A 14,854-nucleotide genomic window follows, 5' to 3' on the forward strand; every position below is an offset into this window, starting at 1 on the left:
CATTGGGAGAGACCTTGCTCAGTTACCGCATGCGTACTCGCCTGCACGTGGGTAGAAGATGCCCCCTACACAGGATCCGTTTTACGCGGGGCTTGGCCAGGCCGTTCGGATCGGAACGGAACTTCTGGCTGCGCTAATCGTGGGGGGAGGGCTTGGGTGGGCAGTCGACACGTACGTCCTGGAGACAAGTCCCTGGGGGATGGTGGTGGGACTTGTGCTCGGCGCTGCGGCGGGAGTTCGAAACGCCTACCGCATGGCACAACGATGGCCGAAGAGTTGATTCCTTCATAGGAGATCAAGAAGAATTCCATGGAAGAAAGTCCGTTACATCCGTTTGAGCTGCACAACTATGTGCCGATCGATCTTGGCGGTCTTGATATTTCGATCAATAAGGCCGTCATCATGATGTGGGTGGTGGTCGGATTGATTTCCATCCTGATGATCATGGCCAGTTCAGCGCGTCAACTCGTACCGGGGAAGTTGCAGAGCCTTGCTGAAATGATGGTGGATTTCATCCGTGGCATTATCCTCGATACGATGGGGAAGGACGGGATGCGTTTTTTCCCACTCGTTGCCACCCTGTTCCTCTTTATTCTCTTCTGCAATTTACTCGGGTTGGTCCCAGGCTCCTATACCGTGACGAGTCAGATTGTTGTGACAGCCGTATTCGCCTGTGCGGTATATGGCCTCAGCGTTGTGATGGGCTTCCTGTTGCACGGAGCAAAGTTTCTCGGGGTTCTCGTGCCGCCTGGCACGCCAGGGTGGTTGTTGCCGTTGATGGTTCCGATCGAACTTATCAGCCAATTGGCTCGTCCTATTTCCTTGGCAGTCCGATTGTTCGCCAATATGACGGCGGGGCACGTTATTCTTGGAGTGTTGTTCGGGCTGGCCGTTAGCGGGGGATTGCTGATCGGTTGGCTGCCCTTTGCCTTTACAATTGCGATGAACGGCTTGGAAGTCGGCATCGCCTTTATTCAAGCATACATTTTTACCGTGCTGACCTGCGTCTATTTGGGAGACGCATTTCACTTGCACGGCCACGATGATCACGCGCATTGACGCGTGGCAGATCAGACAAGGGAGGAGTAAGACACGATGGATTCAGCAGCCGCAGCATTGTTAGGTATGGGCTTGGCCGCAGCGGGGTTTGCAGGGGCCGGAGTGGGTATTGGATACATTTTCGGCAAGATGATCGAAGCCGTTGCCCGCCAGCCGGAGGCGGAAGGCCGTGTCGGTAAGTATATGTGGATCGGGTTCGCGCTGGTTGAAGCCATCGCGCTCTATGGTCTGGTCATTGCGTTCATCATCATGGGCCTGCGGAAATAGGAGCAGGCCAGAGGCCAGAGGCTAAGGTCGGAGATCGTGCTCTGACCTTGCGTCGCGTGCCCAGTGCCTGAAATTTCACATGCCGCAGTTTGAATCGCATTTCTTCTCTTCGCTGATATTTTGGGAGGTGGTGTCTTTCGGCATTCTGCTCTTCGTACTCTACAAGTTTGCCTTTCCGGGAATCTTGAGTGTGCTTGAAGAGCGGGAGAAGAAGATCAAGGACAGTCTTGATCAGGCTGAGCGGCATCGCTCGGAAGCCGAGCGAACCCTGAAAGAATATGAGGCGAAGCTCAATGCCGCGTCGAAAGAAGCTGAGAACATCTTGCTGGCCGCCAAGGAACGTGCGCAACGGTTAATGGAGGAAAACGAACAGCGGCTGACCGTGGAGGCGGAACGGATCAAAGGCGACGCGACCAGAGAAATCGATCATGAACGGCGCAAAGCCATTCAAGAGATCAGGGCTCAAACGACCGACCTCGCCTTGATGGTGGCGGAAAAAGTTGTAGAGAGAAGCTTGAGCGACACAGACCACCGTCGCTTCGCCGACGAGGCACTCGACGCGTTGGCCAAATCGACCACACGATAAGATCCAGAATGGGGCGGGTCAGCCCAAACTGACGCCGCCCGCCCTGTACCCTTCCAAGTCCACGCAGACGAAACGGAAGCCGAGCTTGCGCAGGTGTGAACTAAGGCGTGCTCTCAATTCCTGATCATCCAGCCGTGTGAATTCTCCGCGTTCCATTTCGAGCCTCGCGATATCTCCATGATCCCTGACACGAATATGGACGAACCCTTCGGCATGCAATATAGCTTCTGCCTGTTCGACGCGACGGAGTTTTTCAAAGGTGATGGGAATACCTCTTGGTATTCTGGAAGAAAGACAGGCCGCGGCCGGTTTGTCCCAACAGGAGAGTCCTAGACGCCGAGCCACAGCCCGCACATCAGCTTTCGAAAACGAGCATTCGGCCAGTGGACTCCTGACCTTCAATTCGCGTGCTGCTTTGATGCCGGGCCGGTCATCACCGAGGTCATCAAGATTGGTTCCGTCTGCGACCCATTGGAAGGACCGGGACAGACGCATGCCTTCCAACAGTTGGTACAAGTCCGTCTTGCAGTGGAAACAGCGCATGGCGTCATTCCTGACGAATTCCGGGACAGCCAACTGGTCGGTTTGCACGAATTCGTGGCGGGCACCGATCTCTTGTGCGACCCGTTGGGCATTTTCCAATTCTTCAGCCGGAAAAGTCGGAGATAAGGCTGTGATGGCAAGTACATGTTCACCCAGTTCCTCGTATGCCACCTTCAAAACCAATGCACTGTCGATTCCGCCGGAATATGCGACCAACACGGACTGCATTTCTGCGATCACGTTGCGGAGACGATCAAATTTGGCTGATGGGTATTCGGGTGAAGTGGAAGGAGTCACAGACATTCGCAATGGAGTCAGTTAATGTTTTAACTTCGCTTTGGCGATATTGCCGACGACGACGAGGGCATAGCGCTGTGGATCAAGGTACTGTTTGGCGACGCGTTGGACGTCTTCCTTTGTGACGCGCTCGATCCATTTGGGGTATTGCGAGAAATATTCAAACCCCAACCCATAGAATTCCACTTGAGCTAGCACATGCGCCAGTTTGGCGGTGGAATCCAATCTTAGCGGGAAACTGCCCATCAGGAAGGATTTTGCTTCCGACAATTCCTCATCGGAAACCGACGTGTCTCTGATATTCTTGAGTTCGACCAACACGCTCTGAATAGCTTGATTCGTGGCTTCGGTGCGTGTTTGAAAATTCACCCAAAATGAACCTGGCATCAGGCGTGCGTCGAAGTGACTCATAATCCCGTAAACGAGACCCTGCTTGTCGCGGATCGAATCCATTAGCCGTGAAGAGAAACCTCCGGCACCGAGAATGTGGTTCATCACTGTGACGGCATAATAGTCTGGGTTCGTGCGGCTGATGCCGCCATGGCCCAGGATAACGTTTGATTGGGTGAGATCCTTTTCAATCAACTGGACGGTCTTGCGTTCGATCCCGGTAGTTTTTTTTGTGGTCCGGGCTGGAGACGCGGTTTTTTTCCACCCTCCGAAGTGAGTTTGGACTAATCCTGTCACCTGTTCCTCTGCCACGTCTCCGACGACGGCAAGAATCACTTGAGTTGGCACATACTCCTTGGCGTAGAAGCCCAAGACATCGGCGTGTGTGATTTTACTGAGCGATTCTTCCGTGCCGTTCAGCGGCCAGCGATAGGGGTGGCCGTGAAAGACCAGTTGGTTGAAGGCTTTCATGGCAACATGGCCGGGATCGTCGTTGTCGCTGACCATCTCGCCAAGGATCTGTGATCGGATCCGTTCGAATTCCGGTTTAAGGAAAGCTGGATGCTGTATGATGTCGGCCAGGAGGGTGAAGCCCAGTTCCACATCCTTTTTAAGCACGCGCGCTGAGGCGGTAGTAAAGTCCTCGGAGGCTCTGACTTCTAAAGCCCCGCCGACAAAGTCGATCTGTTCCGCCAGTTGTTTCGAAGAACGGGCGGTGGTCCCTTCGTCGAGCAAGCTGGCGACCAAATTTGCCAATCCTGCCTTGTCCGGTGGATCTTGAGCCGACCCGGTTTTGATCAGTGCATGGATTTCGACAATCGGCAGAAAGTGTTGTTCTAGCACGAGCACCGTGATCCCGTTGTTCGTCACGAATTTCGTGGGAACGAGCTCGGCTGCCGTTGCAGATGAAATGAACACGCTACTGATGAACAGTGTGAGCAGTAGTCTGAATGCCCAAGGATATCGCCGACGTCGGAGTGTTGTTCGGATCGGTTCCATTTGCTAGTGCTTCCCCTTAGAGCTGGCTCCCGTGGGCTGATCAGGTAGTTTGGGAGGTAACGGAAGCAAGGTCCCGACCGTTCGTCTATCTTCGATCAGGTACTGGCGCGCAACCCGTTGAACGTCTTTTGCTGTGATCGAACGGATTCGATCCAGAAACTGATCGACCTTGCGCCAACCTGCTCCCACCGTCTCTGCCTGCCCGAGCAGCATCGCGTGGCGGAAGTTGGAGTCCTGCTCGAAGACGCGGGCGGCTTCCACCTGATTCTTGGCCCGTTGGAGTTCCAAATCTGACGGAGGCTCGTTCTGGAGGCGCTTGATTTCCTTGTTGAGGGCGTCTTCAACGGCTTCAACCTTTTGTCCCGGACTTACGAGGGCATAAAAGTAAAACAATCCCGGATCGGCTTGCATCAGACCATATTCTGCTCCGACGGCCAGCGAGAGTTTCTGCTCGTAAACGAGACTTTGGTACAGGCGAGAACTTTTCCCATGGGAGAGAATTGTCTCTAACACGTCCAGTGCGTAGGAATCTTCACTCGTGTAGTTGGGAACACGGTAGCCCATTAGGACGAAGGGAACTTGGGCTTCCCGCTTGAGAAGAAACCGCCGCTCGCCCCGCTGGTCACTTTCCATCGTCGAGACCGGTTTGGGTTCGGGCCCTCTCGGGATCGGTTCGAATAAATGTTTGATTGTGGGGAGCAAGGTTTCGGCATTAATATCGCCGACAACAATCAAGGTCGCATTATTCGGTGAGTAGAAGGTATCGTAGTGGCGTTGGAGATCTTCGAGGGTCATGGCATCCAGGTCCCCGAACCATCCAATGACCGGCCAATGATAGGGGTGGCTTAAGTAGGCTTGGGCAAATAGGGTTTCCACCAATGCGCCCTGGGGATCGTCCTCGCTTCGGAGACGGCGTTCTTCTTTGACTACCTCACGCTCCGTGTTCAGTTCCTTGCGGTCCAAGATCAGCCCCTGCATCCGATCGGCCTCCATCTCCAAGGCAAGTTCAACCCGATCGGCTGCAAGATTCTCGAAATACGCGGTGAAGTCTTGGCTGGTAAAGGCGTTGTCCATCCCGCCGTTCTTGCGGATGAGGCGCGAGAAGGAGCCTTTCGGATATTTTGCCGTGCCCTTGAACATCATGTGCTCCAGCATGTGGGAAAGACCCGCTCTCCCCATCACTTCGTTACGAGAGCCGACCTTGTACCAGACCTGAACTGTAGCCACTGGAGCCTTGGGGACCTCAACCAGAAGGACTTTCATCCCGTTGGAAAGAATGTATTCATTGGGTTCCGCCGCGCCGGTTGGTTGGGCAGCCCCAATAAGCAGGAATATCAGCGGAAGGAGCCAGAAAACAATGTGCCGGAAACGCGAACTGGTCATATTTGGTGGTGAGAATCGAGACGATGCATGCTAACAACGGGATTCAATTTGTGTCAAGGTTTCCACTCCTTGGTTTATAGAGAGGTCGCCAAGTTGTCCGCAAGCTCCCAGGACATCGCGACCGCGGCTCTTTCTGATGAACGTGTCGATGCGGGCTCGTTTGATGATCGATTGGAAGGCCAAGATGTCGCTATCCGTTGGACGCTGAAACTGGCTGCCGGGAAACGGGTTGAAGGGGATCAGGTTGACCTTGCAGGGGATGCCCCGGATGAGTTTCACGAGCCGGTGGGCATCCGCTTCTCGGTCATTCACTTCGGCCAAGAGAACATATTCGAAAGTCAATCTCCGATGGGGAGGCAGTGGATAGCGGCGGCAAGCGGCCAAGAGAGTCTTGAGGGGGGCAATGCTGTTGACGGCCGGCATCAGGGTTGCCCGTTGTTCATCCGTCGTGGCATTCAGCGAAATAGCGAGATTAACGCCCAACGGCGCAATGTTCTCAAGTCGCGAAGCCATGCCCGCCGTGGAGACGGTAATTCGTCGAGGTGACCACCCTAATCCCCAGGATTTATTCGTCATTCGTCGTACGGCTTCCGACAAAGATTCTAGGTTGGCGAGCGGTTCACCCATACCCATGAAGACAATGTTGGTAAGCTGTTTCCCAGAATCAATCAGATCCTGTGCTGTCAATACTTGCTCAACAATTTCGTGGGGCTTGAGGTTGCGTTTCAATCCCATTGTGCCAGTCAGGCAAAAGCCGCAGTCCAGTGTGCAACCGATTTGCGTCGAAACACAGAGTGTGAGTCTGTCCCCCTCTGGAATAATCACTGTTTCAATCGTTCCCCCGTCTTCAAGGGTGAGTATCAGTTTTCTCGTCTGATCGGAAGAGCGTAAAATAACCCATTTTTCGACCCGCCCGACCACATATTCACTGGCCAGTAAGGACCGGTCAGCCTGACTCAAGTCCGTCATTTGCTTAATTGTCTTGGCCCGCCGCTGATACAGCCAACGGAGAATCTGGCCTGTCCTGTACGCAGGCCAGCCGTAACGGGCAACGAGTTCAGTCATGCCTTGCTCGTCCAGACTTAAGAGATTCTTCGGTGTGTGGTCCGACACCAGAGCTAACCCTCCCTATCGGTGCGTGAAACAGCGTAACACAGCGGGAAAAAGGTGAACAAGGATCGGACACTTCATCGGATCCGCTGGCAAGGATGGCAAGAGGCTGCTATATATGTAGAAGCGTCCTGTGAGGCTCCTTGTGCGAGACGGTATCATTCGATCATTCCTGCCTCGCCTTTCGATGATGCTCACATCCGGGTTCTTGGTTTGTATCGTCATCTTATCTTCAAGTGAATCGATAGGGACACCCTCCGATCCAAATATTCCATCGAGTGACAAAGTGCCTTGCGGCCCTCCCGAGAGTTGTTTTGAGGCCGCAGTTTATCCGAAGGAACGACTTGGCAATGCGCTGACGAACGACGAAGTGGTCGCTCTCAAGCTCCAACGATTGCAGAGCGTAATAGAGCAATTTCCAGACACTGTGTGGGCGAAGCGGGCTGGCCTTTTATCAGCATTGTTGTTGACGGAACGAAATCCTGCGGCCGCTCTACCATTGTTCCGTGAAGCTCAACGCGATTTCCCGGTGCTTGACGATTACATTCGGCTTTGGATTGGAGATGCAACACTGAATCTGGGAGATTCGAAACAGGCTGCGGTCATGTTTGAGAGTATTCCGGTGGCGGTTCCAGACTCTAACATATTGACAAGAGCGGCCTATCGTACTGGTGAGGCGTGGTATCAAGCATCAAGTTGCCCCGAAGCTGTTAATTGGTTCGTCAAGGCCATTTCATTAAGCGACAAGGAGCCTGAAACGGCGCAAGCGTATCTACGTCAGGCTGCCTGCCAGCTTCGTGAAAACAAGATATCCGAGGGGCGAGAAACTTTGAAAGAATTGTGGGTGCGTTTCCCATATACGCCGGAAGCGAAGGAAGCGGAAGGTCTGTTGTCGACTAATTTGGGAGGCGAACAATGGATGGTCGGTCCCTCCGAACGATTGCTTCGAGCCCAAGCCTATCTCAAGCAAGCTTTCCATGCAGAAGCGATCGAGGAGTTAAATCAGTTTCTCAAGGCGGAACCTCGCACCGCTCGGAGCTCCGAAGCGAAATTGAAGATAGGGATCGCGGAGGTACGGCTCAGGCAATACGACCAGGCTCGGTTGACCTTCGGTGAATTGGTTAAGAAAAAGGGAGCTCACGCACACGAGGCTCTTGTATGGCTGGCCCGCATCTATCTCCGACAGGGGGAAGGCCAGAAACTGTTGAATCTCTCCAGCACGGCAGCTTCCATGCGTCTGTCCGCGGAACGCAAGGGCCAGATTAACCTGTTTGCCGGTATCTGGCTGGAAGACCACAAGCAGTATGACGAGGCGATCAAACGGTATCGTCTGATGGCAAAGCATGGAGAGCCGGCATCACAACGAGCGGAAGGGCTATGGCGGGCCGGGTGGGTCTATTACCGGACAGGACAATTCCGTGAGGCGTTCGAAACTTTTCGTTCACTTGCCGATCAACATGATTTCGACTTTGAACCTCAGGCGTTGTACTGGATGGGTCGCAGTGCTGAATTAACGAAGGATACTCAGGCGCAAGACTACTACCATCGTGTCTGTCAACGTTATCCCTTCACCTATTATTGTCAGTTGGCCCGCGAACGAGCCACGATATCGGAAAACCGAGAGGTGCTCGACAATTCCATGCCCGGAAACAACCATTCTTTGAGCAGTGACGAGGACCAGCAGGCTCTGCTCACTCGCGAAGAGCTTGAATCGCAGATTGCCTACCGTAGAGCGATTGAACTGAAAAAATTGGGTTTGGATGAGGATGCCGCCCACGAAGTTGCTGTGTTGACTGACCAGTACAGCCGAGATCCGAACGCCTCTGCCGTGCTCTCCACCCTCTTAAATGAGGTTGGGGCCTATCACCATGCACTGCGTTTGGCACGAGCCAGGTTCCGGGATCAGCTGGAGCGGACGGGCGGGGCGCTTCCTCAAGAACTCTGGCACGTGGCCTATCCATCAGGGCTCTTGCCGACAATCAAGGCTCAAGAGGCAAAGGGTGTGGATCCGCATCTGATAGCTGCGATTATTCGCGAAGAGAGCCAATACGACGTGAACGCAGTATCACGAGTCGGCGCAATTGGGCTCATGCAGGTGATGCCGGCGACAGCGAAGAATGTTGCACGGAGAGTCGGACTCCCTGCCGTTGAACGAGATGATCTGTTTGATCGAGAAATTAATATTCGCATTGGGGTAAGCTACGTAGAACAGTTGCTCGACCGGTTTTCTGGAAACCTCGTATATACGATCGCCTCATATAATGCCGGGCCGATTGCGGTTGGACGCTGGATTGACCAATTCCGCGGACAGAGCGAAGACGAATTCGTGGAGCTGATTCCCTATCAGGAAACCCGGTACTACGTGAAGCGGGTGTTGCGGAGCTATCGGGAATACTTACGCCTCAATGGTGCATCATGAGGCCGTTGACAAGATCTAGGCAAGTTCCTATAGTGCCGCCCAACCTGTAGGGGTCTGAAGGAGGGGCGAGATAGTATGGCATTGGATCGACTGGATGCGCTCGAAACACGTATCAAAGACTTAGTGAAGCTTGTCCATGAGTTGAAGAAAAAAAACGCTTCCTTGGAAGATGATCTCAAGGGATTGCGCCAACGGCTCACCGACGAAAGTGAGTCTAATCGGCGATGGGAGCGAGAGCGAGGAGATATTCGGTTCCGTATCGAGAAGGTGCTTGGAGACATCGAGCTATTGGAATGCTTTGAGGAACGCAAGGAGGTGGCCCTTGACTAAGACGACAGATGTCGAGATCTACGGTCAGAGGTATACCATTCGTGGAGAGGCGGACGAGACGTATATCCGCAAGCTAGCAGGATTCGTTGACGGACAGATGCGTCATTTAGCCGAAGGTATGCATACGACAACGCCGTCGAAGCTTGCTGTGCTGACGGCTCTGAACATTGCCCACCAGATGTTTGAAGCAGAAAAGAAGCGTGCCCAGGGAGAGGCTGACGTGGATCGCCGGATGGCCTCTTTAATGGATTCAATCGAAGAACATGTTCCGACCTCGCTGTTTCGTTAATTGCGCTTGCATTGGCAACGTGGCCTTTGCTATCGTGCCTATCAGCTAGATAGCTAGTCGGTCAGAGTGCGGTTCACCGACGATGGAGAACAGGATTCTGTTTTTTCGAACCGGAAGAGCCTTTAAAGGTACGATTTCGTTATTGTTGGGTATGAACGTGAGATTGTTGATGCTGGTGGTGTCGGAATTGAACAATTCTCTCCGAACGATTGTCCTTCTGCTCTCAACCCTCGCAGGTTTTTGTGCCAGGTGCTTTGATGGCCTGGTGAAGATCTGTCCTGTGCTCGGTGACATCCCGGCCCAGGTCACTGTACAGGTGGGGGGCGCCCGTATAGGTCTCAGGGACCGAAGGGTCCACGGCGTTAGAAGTGTTTCGGCAAGGGCAATTGGATACTCTGGAAGACCAGCCAGGCGTTCAACCTTCGAAAGTCGTATCTAGGTCTGGGTTCTCACACCTCGGTTCACCTGTCCTCTTTCCTCCATCCGGTTTGTTCACGCATCTGCCGAACAGGATTTACACAAGGTTATTAAGGTTATTCATGTGAGGGCGAGAGACGTTCCCCGTCTCGCTCGTGAAAGGGGTCAGTCCAATGTCGACCTCCCTAGTCATTTATCTCCTCATCGGGATTGTTGGTGCAGTGATCGGTGTAGGCTTGTACGAGCTCGTTCGCCGGTCCTCTGCTGCGGCTAAACAGGCACAAGATGAAGAGCAGGCGCGTCACCTGGTTCTGAATGCGCAACGCGAGGCGGAAAACATCGTCAAGGAAGCCAAGCTAGAAGCCAAAGATCATGTGTTCCAAGCCAAAGCAGAGTTGGAAAAGGAGCAGAAGGTCAGATTAGGAGAGTTCTCCGCGTCCGAAAAGCGGCTTATGCTCCGCGAAGAATCCATCGACAAGCGGATCGGTTCGTTAGAAAAGCGCGAGGCTGAAGCCAACAAGCGGGAGCAGGAGCTTGGAAGACGGGAGGAGAGGCTTACTGCTCAGGAGTTGTCTTGTGCTCAGGCGGAGCGGGAGCACCGCGAGGCGTTGGAACGGGTAGCCGGTATGACGGCAGACGAAGCGAAAAAACATTTACTTCAAGAGATGGAAACTCAGGCGCGTCTGGATGCCGCAGGGATTGCTAAGCGCACACTGGAAGAAGCGCGAGAGAACGCGGAGCGGGAAGCTCGCGAGATCATCACGACTTCAATCCAACGAGTGGTACGTGATTATGTATCCGAGTCGACGATATCCGTAGTGCAAATCCCCAACGACGCCATGAAGGGCAGGATTATTGGGCGGGAAGGCCGGAACATAAGGGCCATCGAAGCGGCCACCGGGATTGATCTGATCATCGATGAGACGCCTGAAGCCGTTATTATATCCGGGTTCGATCCACTCAGACGGGAAATTGCAAAAGTGTCACTTGAGAGGCTGCTTCACGATGGGCGGATTCATCCCACCAGGATAGAAGAAATCGTGGAGAAGGTGAAAGTCGACATCGACAAGCTGATGTACGAAGAAGCCGAAAAGATCATTTTCGAATTGGGGCTCTCTGATTTCCACCCCGAATTGATCAAGGTGCTGGGGCGCCTGAAGTATCGGACCAGCTATGGTCAAAATAATCTCTACCACGCGCGCGAGGCTTCCTATATCTGTGGAATCATGGCGTCCGAATTGGGTTTGGACGTCAGGTTAGCCAGGCGAGGAGCCCTGCTGCATGATATTGGGAAGGCGGTGAGCCACGAAGAGGAAGGCCCTCATGCGATGCTGGGTGCGGAAATTGCCAAAAAGTACGGAGAGAGCGAGAAGATCGTCAATGCCATAGCAGCGCACCACGAACAGGTGGAACCGATTTGCCCGGAATCAGTTCTCGTTGCGGCGGCTGAGGCTCTTTCCGCAGCACGGCCCGGGGCCAGGCGAGAGGCGTTGGAATCTTATGTGAAACGACTGGAAAAGTTGGAGTCGCTGGCGAATTCACAGAAAGGTGTGCAAAAGGCTTATGCCATACAAGCTGGTCGAGAAATTCGTGTGATTGTGAGGCAGGAAGACGTGACGGATACTGAATCGTTCCAGTTGTCTCGGGACCTTGCGAAAAAGATCGAGCAGGAGCTGACTTATCCGGGCCAGATCAAGGTGACGGTCATCCGCGAGAGCCGCTACGTCGAGTACGCAAAATGAAGTTGCTTTACATCGGAGATATCATGGGCGAGCCGGGGCGTCGTGCTGTTGCCAGGGCCCTTCCCCGTCTGATCTCTCAGCGCCAGATCGATATAGTAGTTGGAAACGGTGAGAACGTAGCCGGAGGGTTCGGGATCACGCCTGATCTGGCTGAAGAATTGTTCGAAATGGGGTTATCTGCCATTACTACCGGTAATCACGCCTGGGATAAGAAGGAAGTGCTTGACTATTTCCCCCGCGAACGACGGTTGCTCAGGCCGGCCAACTATCCAGAAGGTGTGCCGGGGCAAGGGAGCGTAGTGATTGAAACTCCCGGTGGCGAAGCGGTCGGGATACTTCAGCTCATGGGTCGGGCTTATATGCCGATGCTGGATTGCCCCTTCCAAACGGCGAAACGGGAAATGGCCAAACTCAAGCAAAATGTGGCGGCGGTGATCGTTGACATGCATGCGGAGGCGACGTCTGAAAAAATGGCGATGGGACATTTTTTGGATGGTGAAGCTACAGCGGTGGTTGGTACCCATACTCATGTGCAAACAGCCGACGAGCAGATTTTTCCGAAGGGGACCGCGTACCTGACGGATATCGGGATGACCGGTCCTCTGCACGGGGTGATCGGCGTCAAGAAAGAGCTAGCGATCGAGAAGTTTGTCACCGGGATGCCGCGGCGATTTGAAGTTGCCTCAGGTCCGACAGTATTCTGCGCGGTGTTGCTTGATCTGGATGCCCGTATCGGAAAAGCGTTGTCCATCGAACGGATTCGTATACTCGATTAACTGGATGGAAAAAGGACGCTCTCAGACGTTATTACCTCCCAACAGACAAATCCTGACCGTTTCCGAACTCACCGGGATGATCCGCACAACCATAGAATTGGAATATTCCAATCTATGGCTCGAAGGAGAGATCTCTAATCTCCGCACTCCTGGATCCGGCCATGTGTATTGCACTCTCAAGGATGAGTCGAGCCAGATTCGTGCGGTACTGTTTCGATCAAATGGCATGCGAGTGCGGTTTGTGTTGCAAGAAGGTATGCAGGTGATTGTCAGGGGAAGACTGACAGTGTATGAGCCGCGCGGGGAATATCAGATCGTAATTGATACGGTGGAGCCGAAGGGTGTTGGCGTGCTGCAAATGGCTTTCGATCAACTCAAGGAGAAACTGGCTGCCGAAGGTCTTTTCGATGAGAACAGAAAGAAGCCCCTTCCACTGTTCCCTCGTACCGTCGGGCTTGTCACATCGATCGACGGCGCTGCGGTTCGGGATATTCTGACTGTATTGAAACGTCGGTGGCCGCTTCTGCGCGTCGTCATTGTTCCGGTGCAGGTACAGGGTGAAGGAGCTGCACGACAAATCGCCGATGGGTTGAGGTTACTCAACGAAGAATCTGACGTGGATGTCATCATCGTAGGTCGCGGAGGTGGGTCGCTGGAGGACCTATGGAGCTTTAATGAGGAAATTGTGGTCCGTGCGATCGTAGCTTCCGGCATTCCCGTCGTATCAGCCGTCGGGCACGAGGTCGATGTCACACTGGCGGATTTTGCCGCCGACTACCGCGCGCCGACTCCGTCGGCTGCGGCTGAAACAGTTGTGCCGGTTTTTGAGGAAGTGGCGGAGCGAATGAATGAGCTGACAATCCGGACTGAGCAGGCGATGAGCCGACATTGCCGAGTTGAACGGCAGCGACTTGATACACAGTTAAGAGGATTGACACATATCCGCTTTCGCATTCAGGAAGAATCACAATGGACCGATGAAGTGACCTCCCGACTCAAAGCTCTTCTGCATCAACGGCTGACACTTGGCCGCGAAGTCTTCCGTGAGAGGCAATATGATTTGGCCAGGTTGAACCCAGTTTTCTTGGTGAAAGGCGGTTTGGCAGTTATCCCGCAGTTCATCACGCGCTTGGAGCGGCAGATGTCGTTGTCACTTGATAGGCGTAGGCGTCTGATCGGTTCGACTGTGGCGCGATTGAATGCCCTCAGCCCTTTGGCGATTTTAGGGCGCGGCTATTGTCTCCTATTCACCGCCCGCGACGGCGTAATCCTTCGAAGAGCACAGGATGTCCAGGTCGGAGACCAGGTTGTCGCACATTTGAGCGAGGGGGAACTCCGTTGCACCGTTGATAGCATTTTGCCAGATGCGTCGGTTTAAAATCAGGACTCAGGTGAGTATAATGAAGCCGGTGAATTGAAAGAAAGGACAGATGATTTCGTGGGTGGAGTAAAGTTCGAACAAGCTATGGCCCGACTGGAAGCGATTGTCGGCGAATTGGAGAAGGGTGATCTCCCGCTCGATGAATCTTTGAAAATCTTTGAAGAAGGTATTCGATTATCCAAGAGTTGCCTGAAAATTTTAGAAGATGCGGAGCGAAAAGTCGAAGTGCTTGTGCAGGACAAGAACGGGAAAAAACGACTTCATGCCTTTTCGCCAGACGATGAAGGGGACGAATCTCCGTAAAGCAATTTGTCCATTCGCCCGACATTGTATTTTCCTGCCTCCTCAGTATCCCATCCAAGAGAGCCTAATTCGATGCCTGTGACAAGGGAACGGCTGGACCGGTTGCTAGTGACCAGGGGGCTAGTAACCAGTCGAGAAGTTGCCGCAAGGACGATCCTTGCCGGCGGGGTGCTCGTCGACGGAATTGTTGTTGATAAGCCTGCCAGACTTGTGGGAGTTGATTCGCGGATCGAAATTGAAAAGGGGCCTGCGTACGTCAGTCGGTCTGGCGAAAAACTGGCTTCGGCGCTGGATGCGTTTGCGATCAACCCTGCCGATAAGATCTGTCTTGACGTCGGCTGTTCAACAGGAGGGTTCACCGACTGTCTCTTGCAAAGGGGCGCGAAACGAGTGTACGCAGTTGATGTCGGGTATGGACTCATCGACTGGAAGTTGCGCCAAGATCCACGGGTCGTTTTGCTGGAACGGACGAACGTCCGCTACATCGAACGAAGGGCGGTCGCCGACGCAATTGATCTGGCCGTGATCGATGTATCCTTCATATCTCTTACACTTGTGTTGCC

Annotated in this window: 16 protein-coding genes; 12 read left to right on the top strand and 4 right to left on the bottom strand. The window is 53.6% G+C overall.

Annotated features, from left to right (window positions below; translation table 11 throughout):
• Positions 1-58 precede the first annotated feature (58 nt).
• The 4 genes from ACWVCN_RS00125 (at position 59) to atpF (ending at position 1,912) form a co-directional block, all read left to right on the top strand.
• Positions 59-280 carry an AtpZ/AtpI family protein gene (locus tag ACWVCN_RS00125; RefSeq protein ID WP_455243469.1) on the top strand — a complete coding sequence of 74 codons (222 nt, stop codon included), beginning with the start codon at positions 59-61 and terminating at the stop codon, positions 278-280.
• A 29-nt stretch (positions 281-309) separates the two neighbouring features.
• Positions 310-1,059, top strand: coding sequence for a F0F1 ATP synthase subunit A (locus ACWVCN_RS00130; RefSeq protein WP_455243470.1), 750 nt, complete (start codon positions 310-312; stop codon positions 1,057-1,059).
• A 36-nt stretch (positions 1,060-1,095) separates the two neighbouring features.
• The gene (gene atpE, locus ACWVCN_RS00135; protein ID WP_053381401.1) at positions 1,096-1,326 is read left to right on the top strand and encodes an ATP synthase F0 subunit C; all 231 of its coding nucleotides are present in this window, start codon (positions 1,096-1,098) and stop codon (positions 1,324-1,326) included.
• A 79-nt stretch (positions 1,327-1,405) separates the two neighbouring features.
• The gene (atpF, locus tag ACWVCN_RS00140; RefSeq protein ID WP_455243471.1) at positions 1,406-1,912 is read left to right on the top strand and encodes a F0F1 ATP synthase subunit B; all 507 of its coding nucleotides are present in this window, start codon (positions 1,406-1,408) and stop codon (positions 1,910-1,912) included.
• An 18-nt stretch (positions 1,913-1,930) separates the two neighbouring features.
• Here atpF and larE read toward each other — a convergent pair whose 3' ends face one another.
• Genes larE through rlmN form a run of 4 tightly spaced genes read right to left on the bottom strand, consistent with a single transcriptional unit; the run spans position 1,931 to position 6,637 of the window.
• Positions 1,931-2,752 (bottom strand): ATP-dependent sacrificial sulfur transferase LarE, encoded by an 822-nt coding sequence (larE, locus tag ACWVCN_RS00145; protein WP_455243472.1) that lies wholly within the window; start codon positions 2,750-2,752, stop codon positions 1,931-1,933.
• A gap of 21 nt (positions 2,753-2,773) precedes the next feature.
• Entirely contained in the window at positions 2,774-4,141 is a 1,368-nt protein-coding gene (locus ACWVCN_RS00150; RefSeq protein ID WP_455243473.1) for a M16 family metallopeptidase, read from the bottom strand.
• 3 nt (positions 4,142-4,144) lie between these two features.
• On the bottom strand, positions 4,145-5,524 hold the full coding sequence (locus tag ACWVCN_RS00155) for a M16 family metallopeptidase (protein ID WP_455243474.1): 1,380 nt from the start codon (positions 5,522-5,524) through the stop codon (positions 4,145-4,147).
• A 30-nt stretch (positions 5,525-5,554) separates the two neighbouring features.
• On the bottom strand, positions 5,555-6,637 hold the full coding sequence (gene rlmN, locus ACWVCN_RS00160; protein ID WP_455243475.1) for a 23S rRNA (adenine(2503)-C(2))-methyltransferase RlmN: 1,083 nt from the start codon (positions 6,635-6,637) through the stop codon (positions 5,555-5,557).
• A 130-nt stretch (positions 6,638-6,767) separates the two neighbouring features.
• Here rlmN and ACWVCN_RS00165 point away from each other — a divergent pair, with 130 nt between their 5' ends.
• The 8 genes from ACWVCN_RS00165 to ACWVCN_RS00200 all read left to right on the top strand — a co-directional run.
• Positions 6,768-9,053, top strand: a complete 2,286-nt coding sequence (locus tag ACWVCN_RS00165; RefSeq protein WP_455243476.1) for a lytic transglycosylase domain-containing protein — start codon at positions 6,768-6,770, stop codon at positions 9,051-9,053.
• Positions 9,054-9,128: 75 nt separating this feature from the next.
• Positions 9,129-9,383, top strand: a complete 255-nt coding sequence (gene zapB, locus ACWVCN_RS00170; protein WP_455243477.1) for a cell division protein ZapB — start codon at positions 9,129-9,131, stop codon at positions 9,381-9,383.
• Positions 9,376-9,672 carry a cell division protein ZapA gene (locus ACWVCN_RS00175; RefSeq protein WP_455243478.1) on the top strand — a complete coding sequence of 99 codons (297 nt, stop codon included), beginning with the start codon at positions 9,376-9,378 and terminating at the stop codon, positions 9,670-9,672. Before zapB ends, ACWVCN_RS00175 begins: the two co-directional genes overlap by 8 nt.
• A 590-nt stretch (positions 9,673-10,262) precedes the next feature.
• Positions 10,263-11,831: a ribonuclease Y gene (gene rny, locus ACWVCN_RS00180; RefSeq protein WP_455243479.1), complete on the top strand. Its 1,569-nt coding sequence runs from the start codon at positions 10,263-10,265 to the stop codon at positions 11,829-11,831.
• Positions 11,828-12,607, top strand: a complete 780-nt coding sequence (locus tag ACWVCN_RS00185; RefSeq protein ID WP_455243480.1) for a TIGR00282 family metallophosphoesterase — start codon at positions 11,828-11,830, stop codon at positions 12,605-12,607. The genes rny and ACWVCN_RS00185 overlap by 4 nt, the downstream gene beginning before the upstream one ends.
• Positions 12,608-12,611: 4 nt before the next feature.
• Complete coding sequence (gene xseA / locus ACWVCN_RS00190) at positions 12,612-13,985, top strand: exodeoxyribonuclease VII large subunit (protein ID WP_455243481.1); 1,374 nt, start codon at positions 12,612-12,614, stop codon at positions 13,983-13,985.
• Between the two features lie 60 nt (positions 13,986-14,045).
• A complete protein-coding gene (xseB, locus tag ACWVCN_RS00195; RefSeq protein WP_455243482.1) occupies positions 14,046-14,291 on the top strand; it encodes an exodeoxyribonuclease VII small subunit in 246 nt (81 codons plus the stop codon).
• A gap of 72 nt (positions 14,292-14,363) precedes the next feature.
• Positions 14,364-14,854 (top strand): TlyA family RNA methyltransferase (locus ACWVCN_RS00200; RefSeq protein ID WP_455243483.1); only part of this gene is annotated, 491 nt, incomplete at its 3' end.

Source organism: Petrachloros mirabilis (assembly GCF_975968855.1).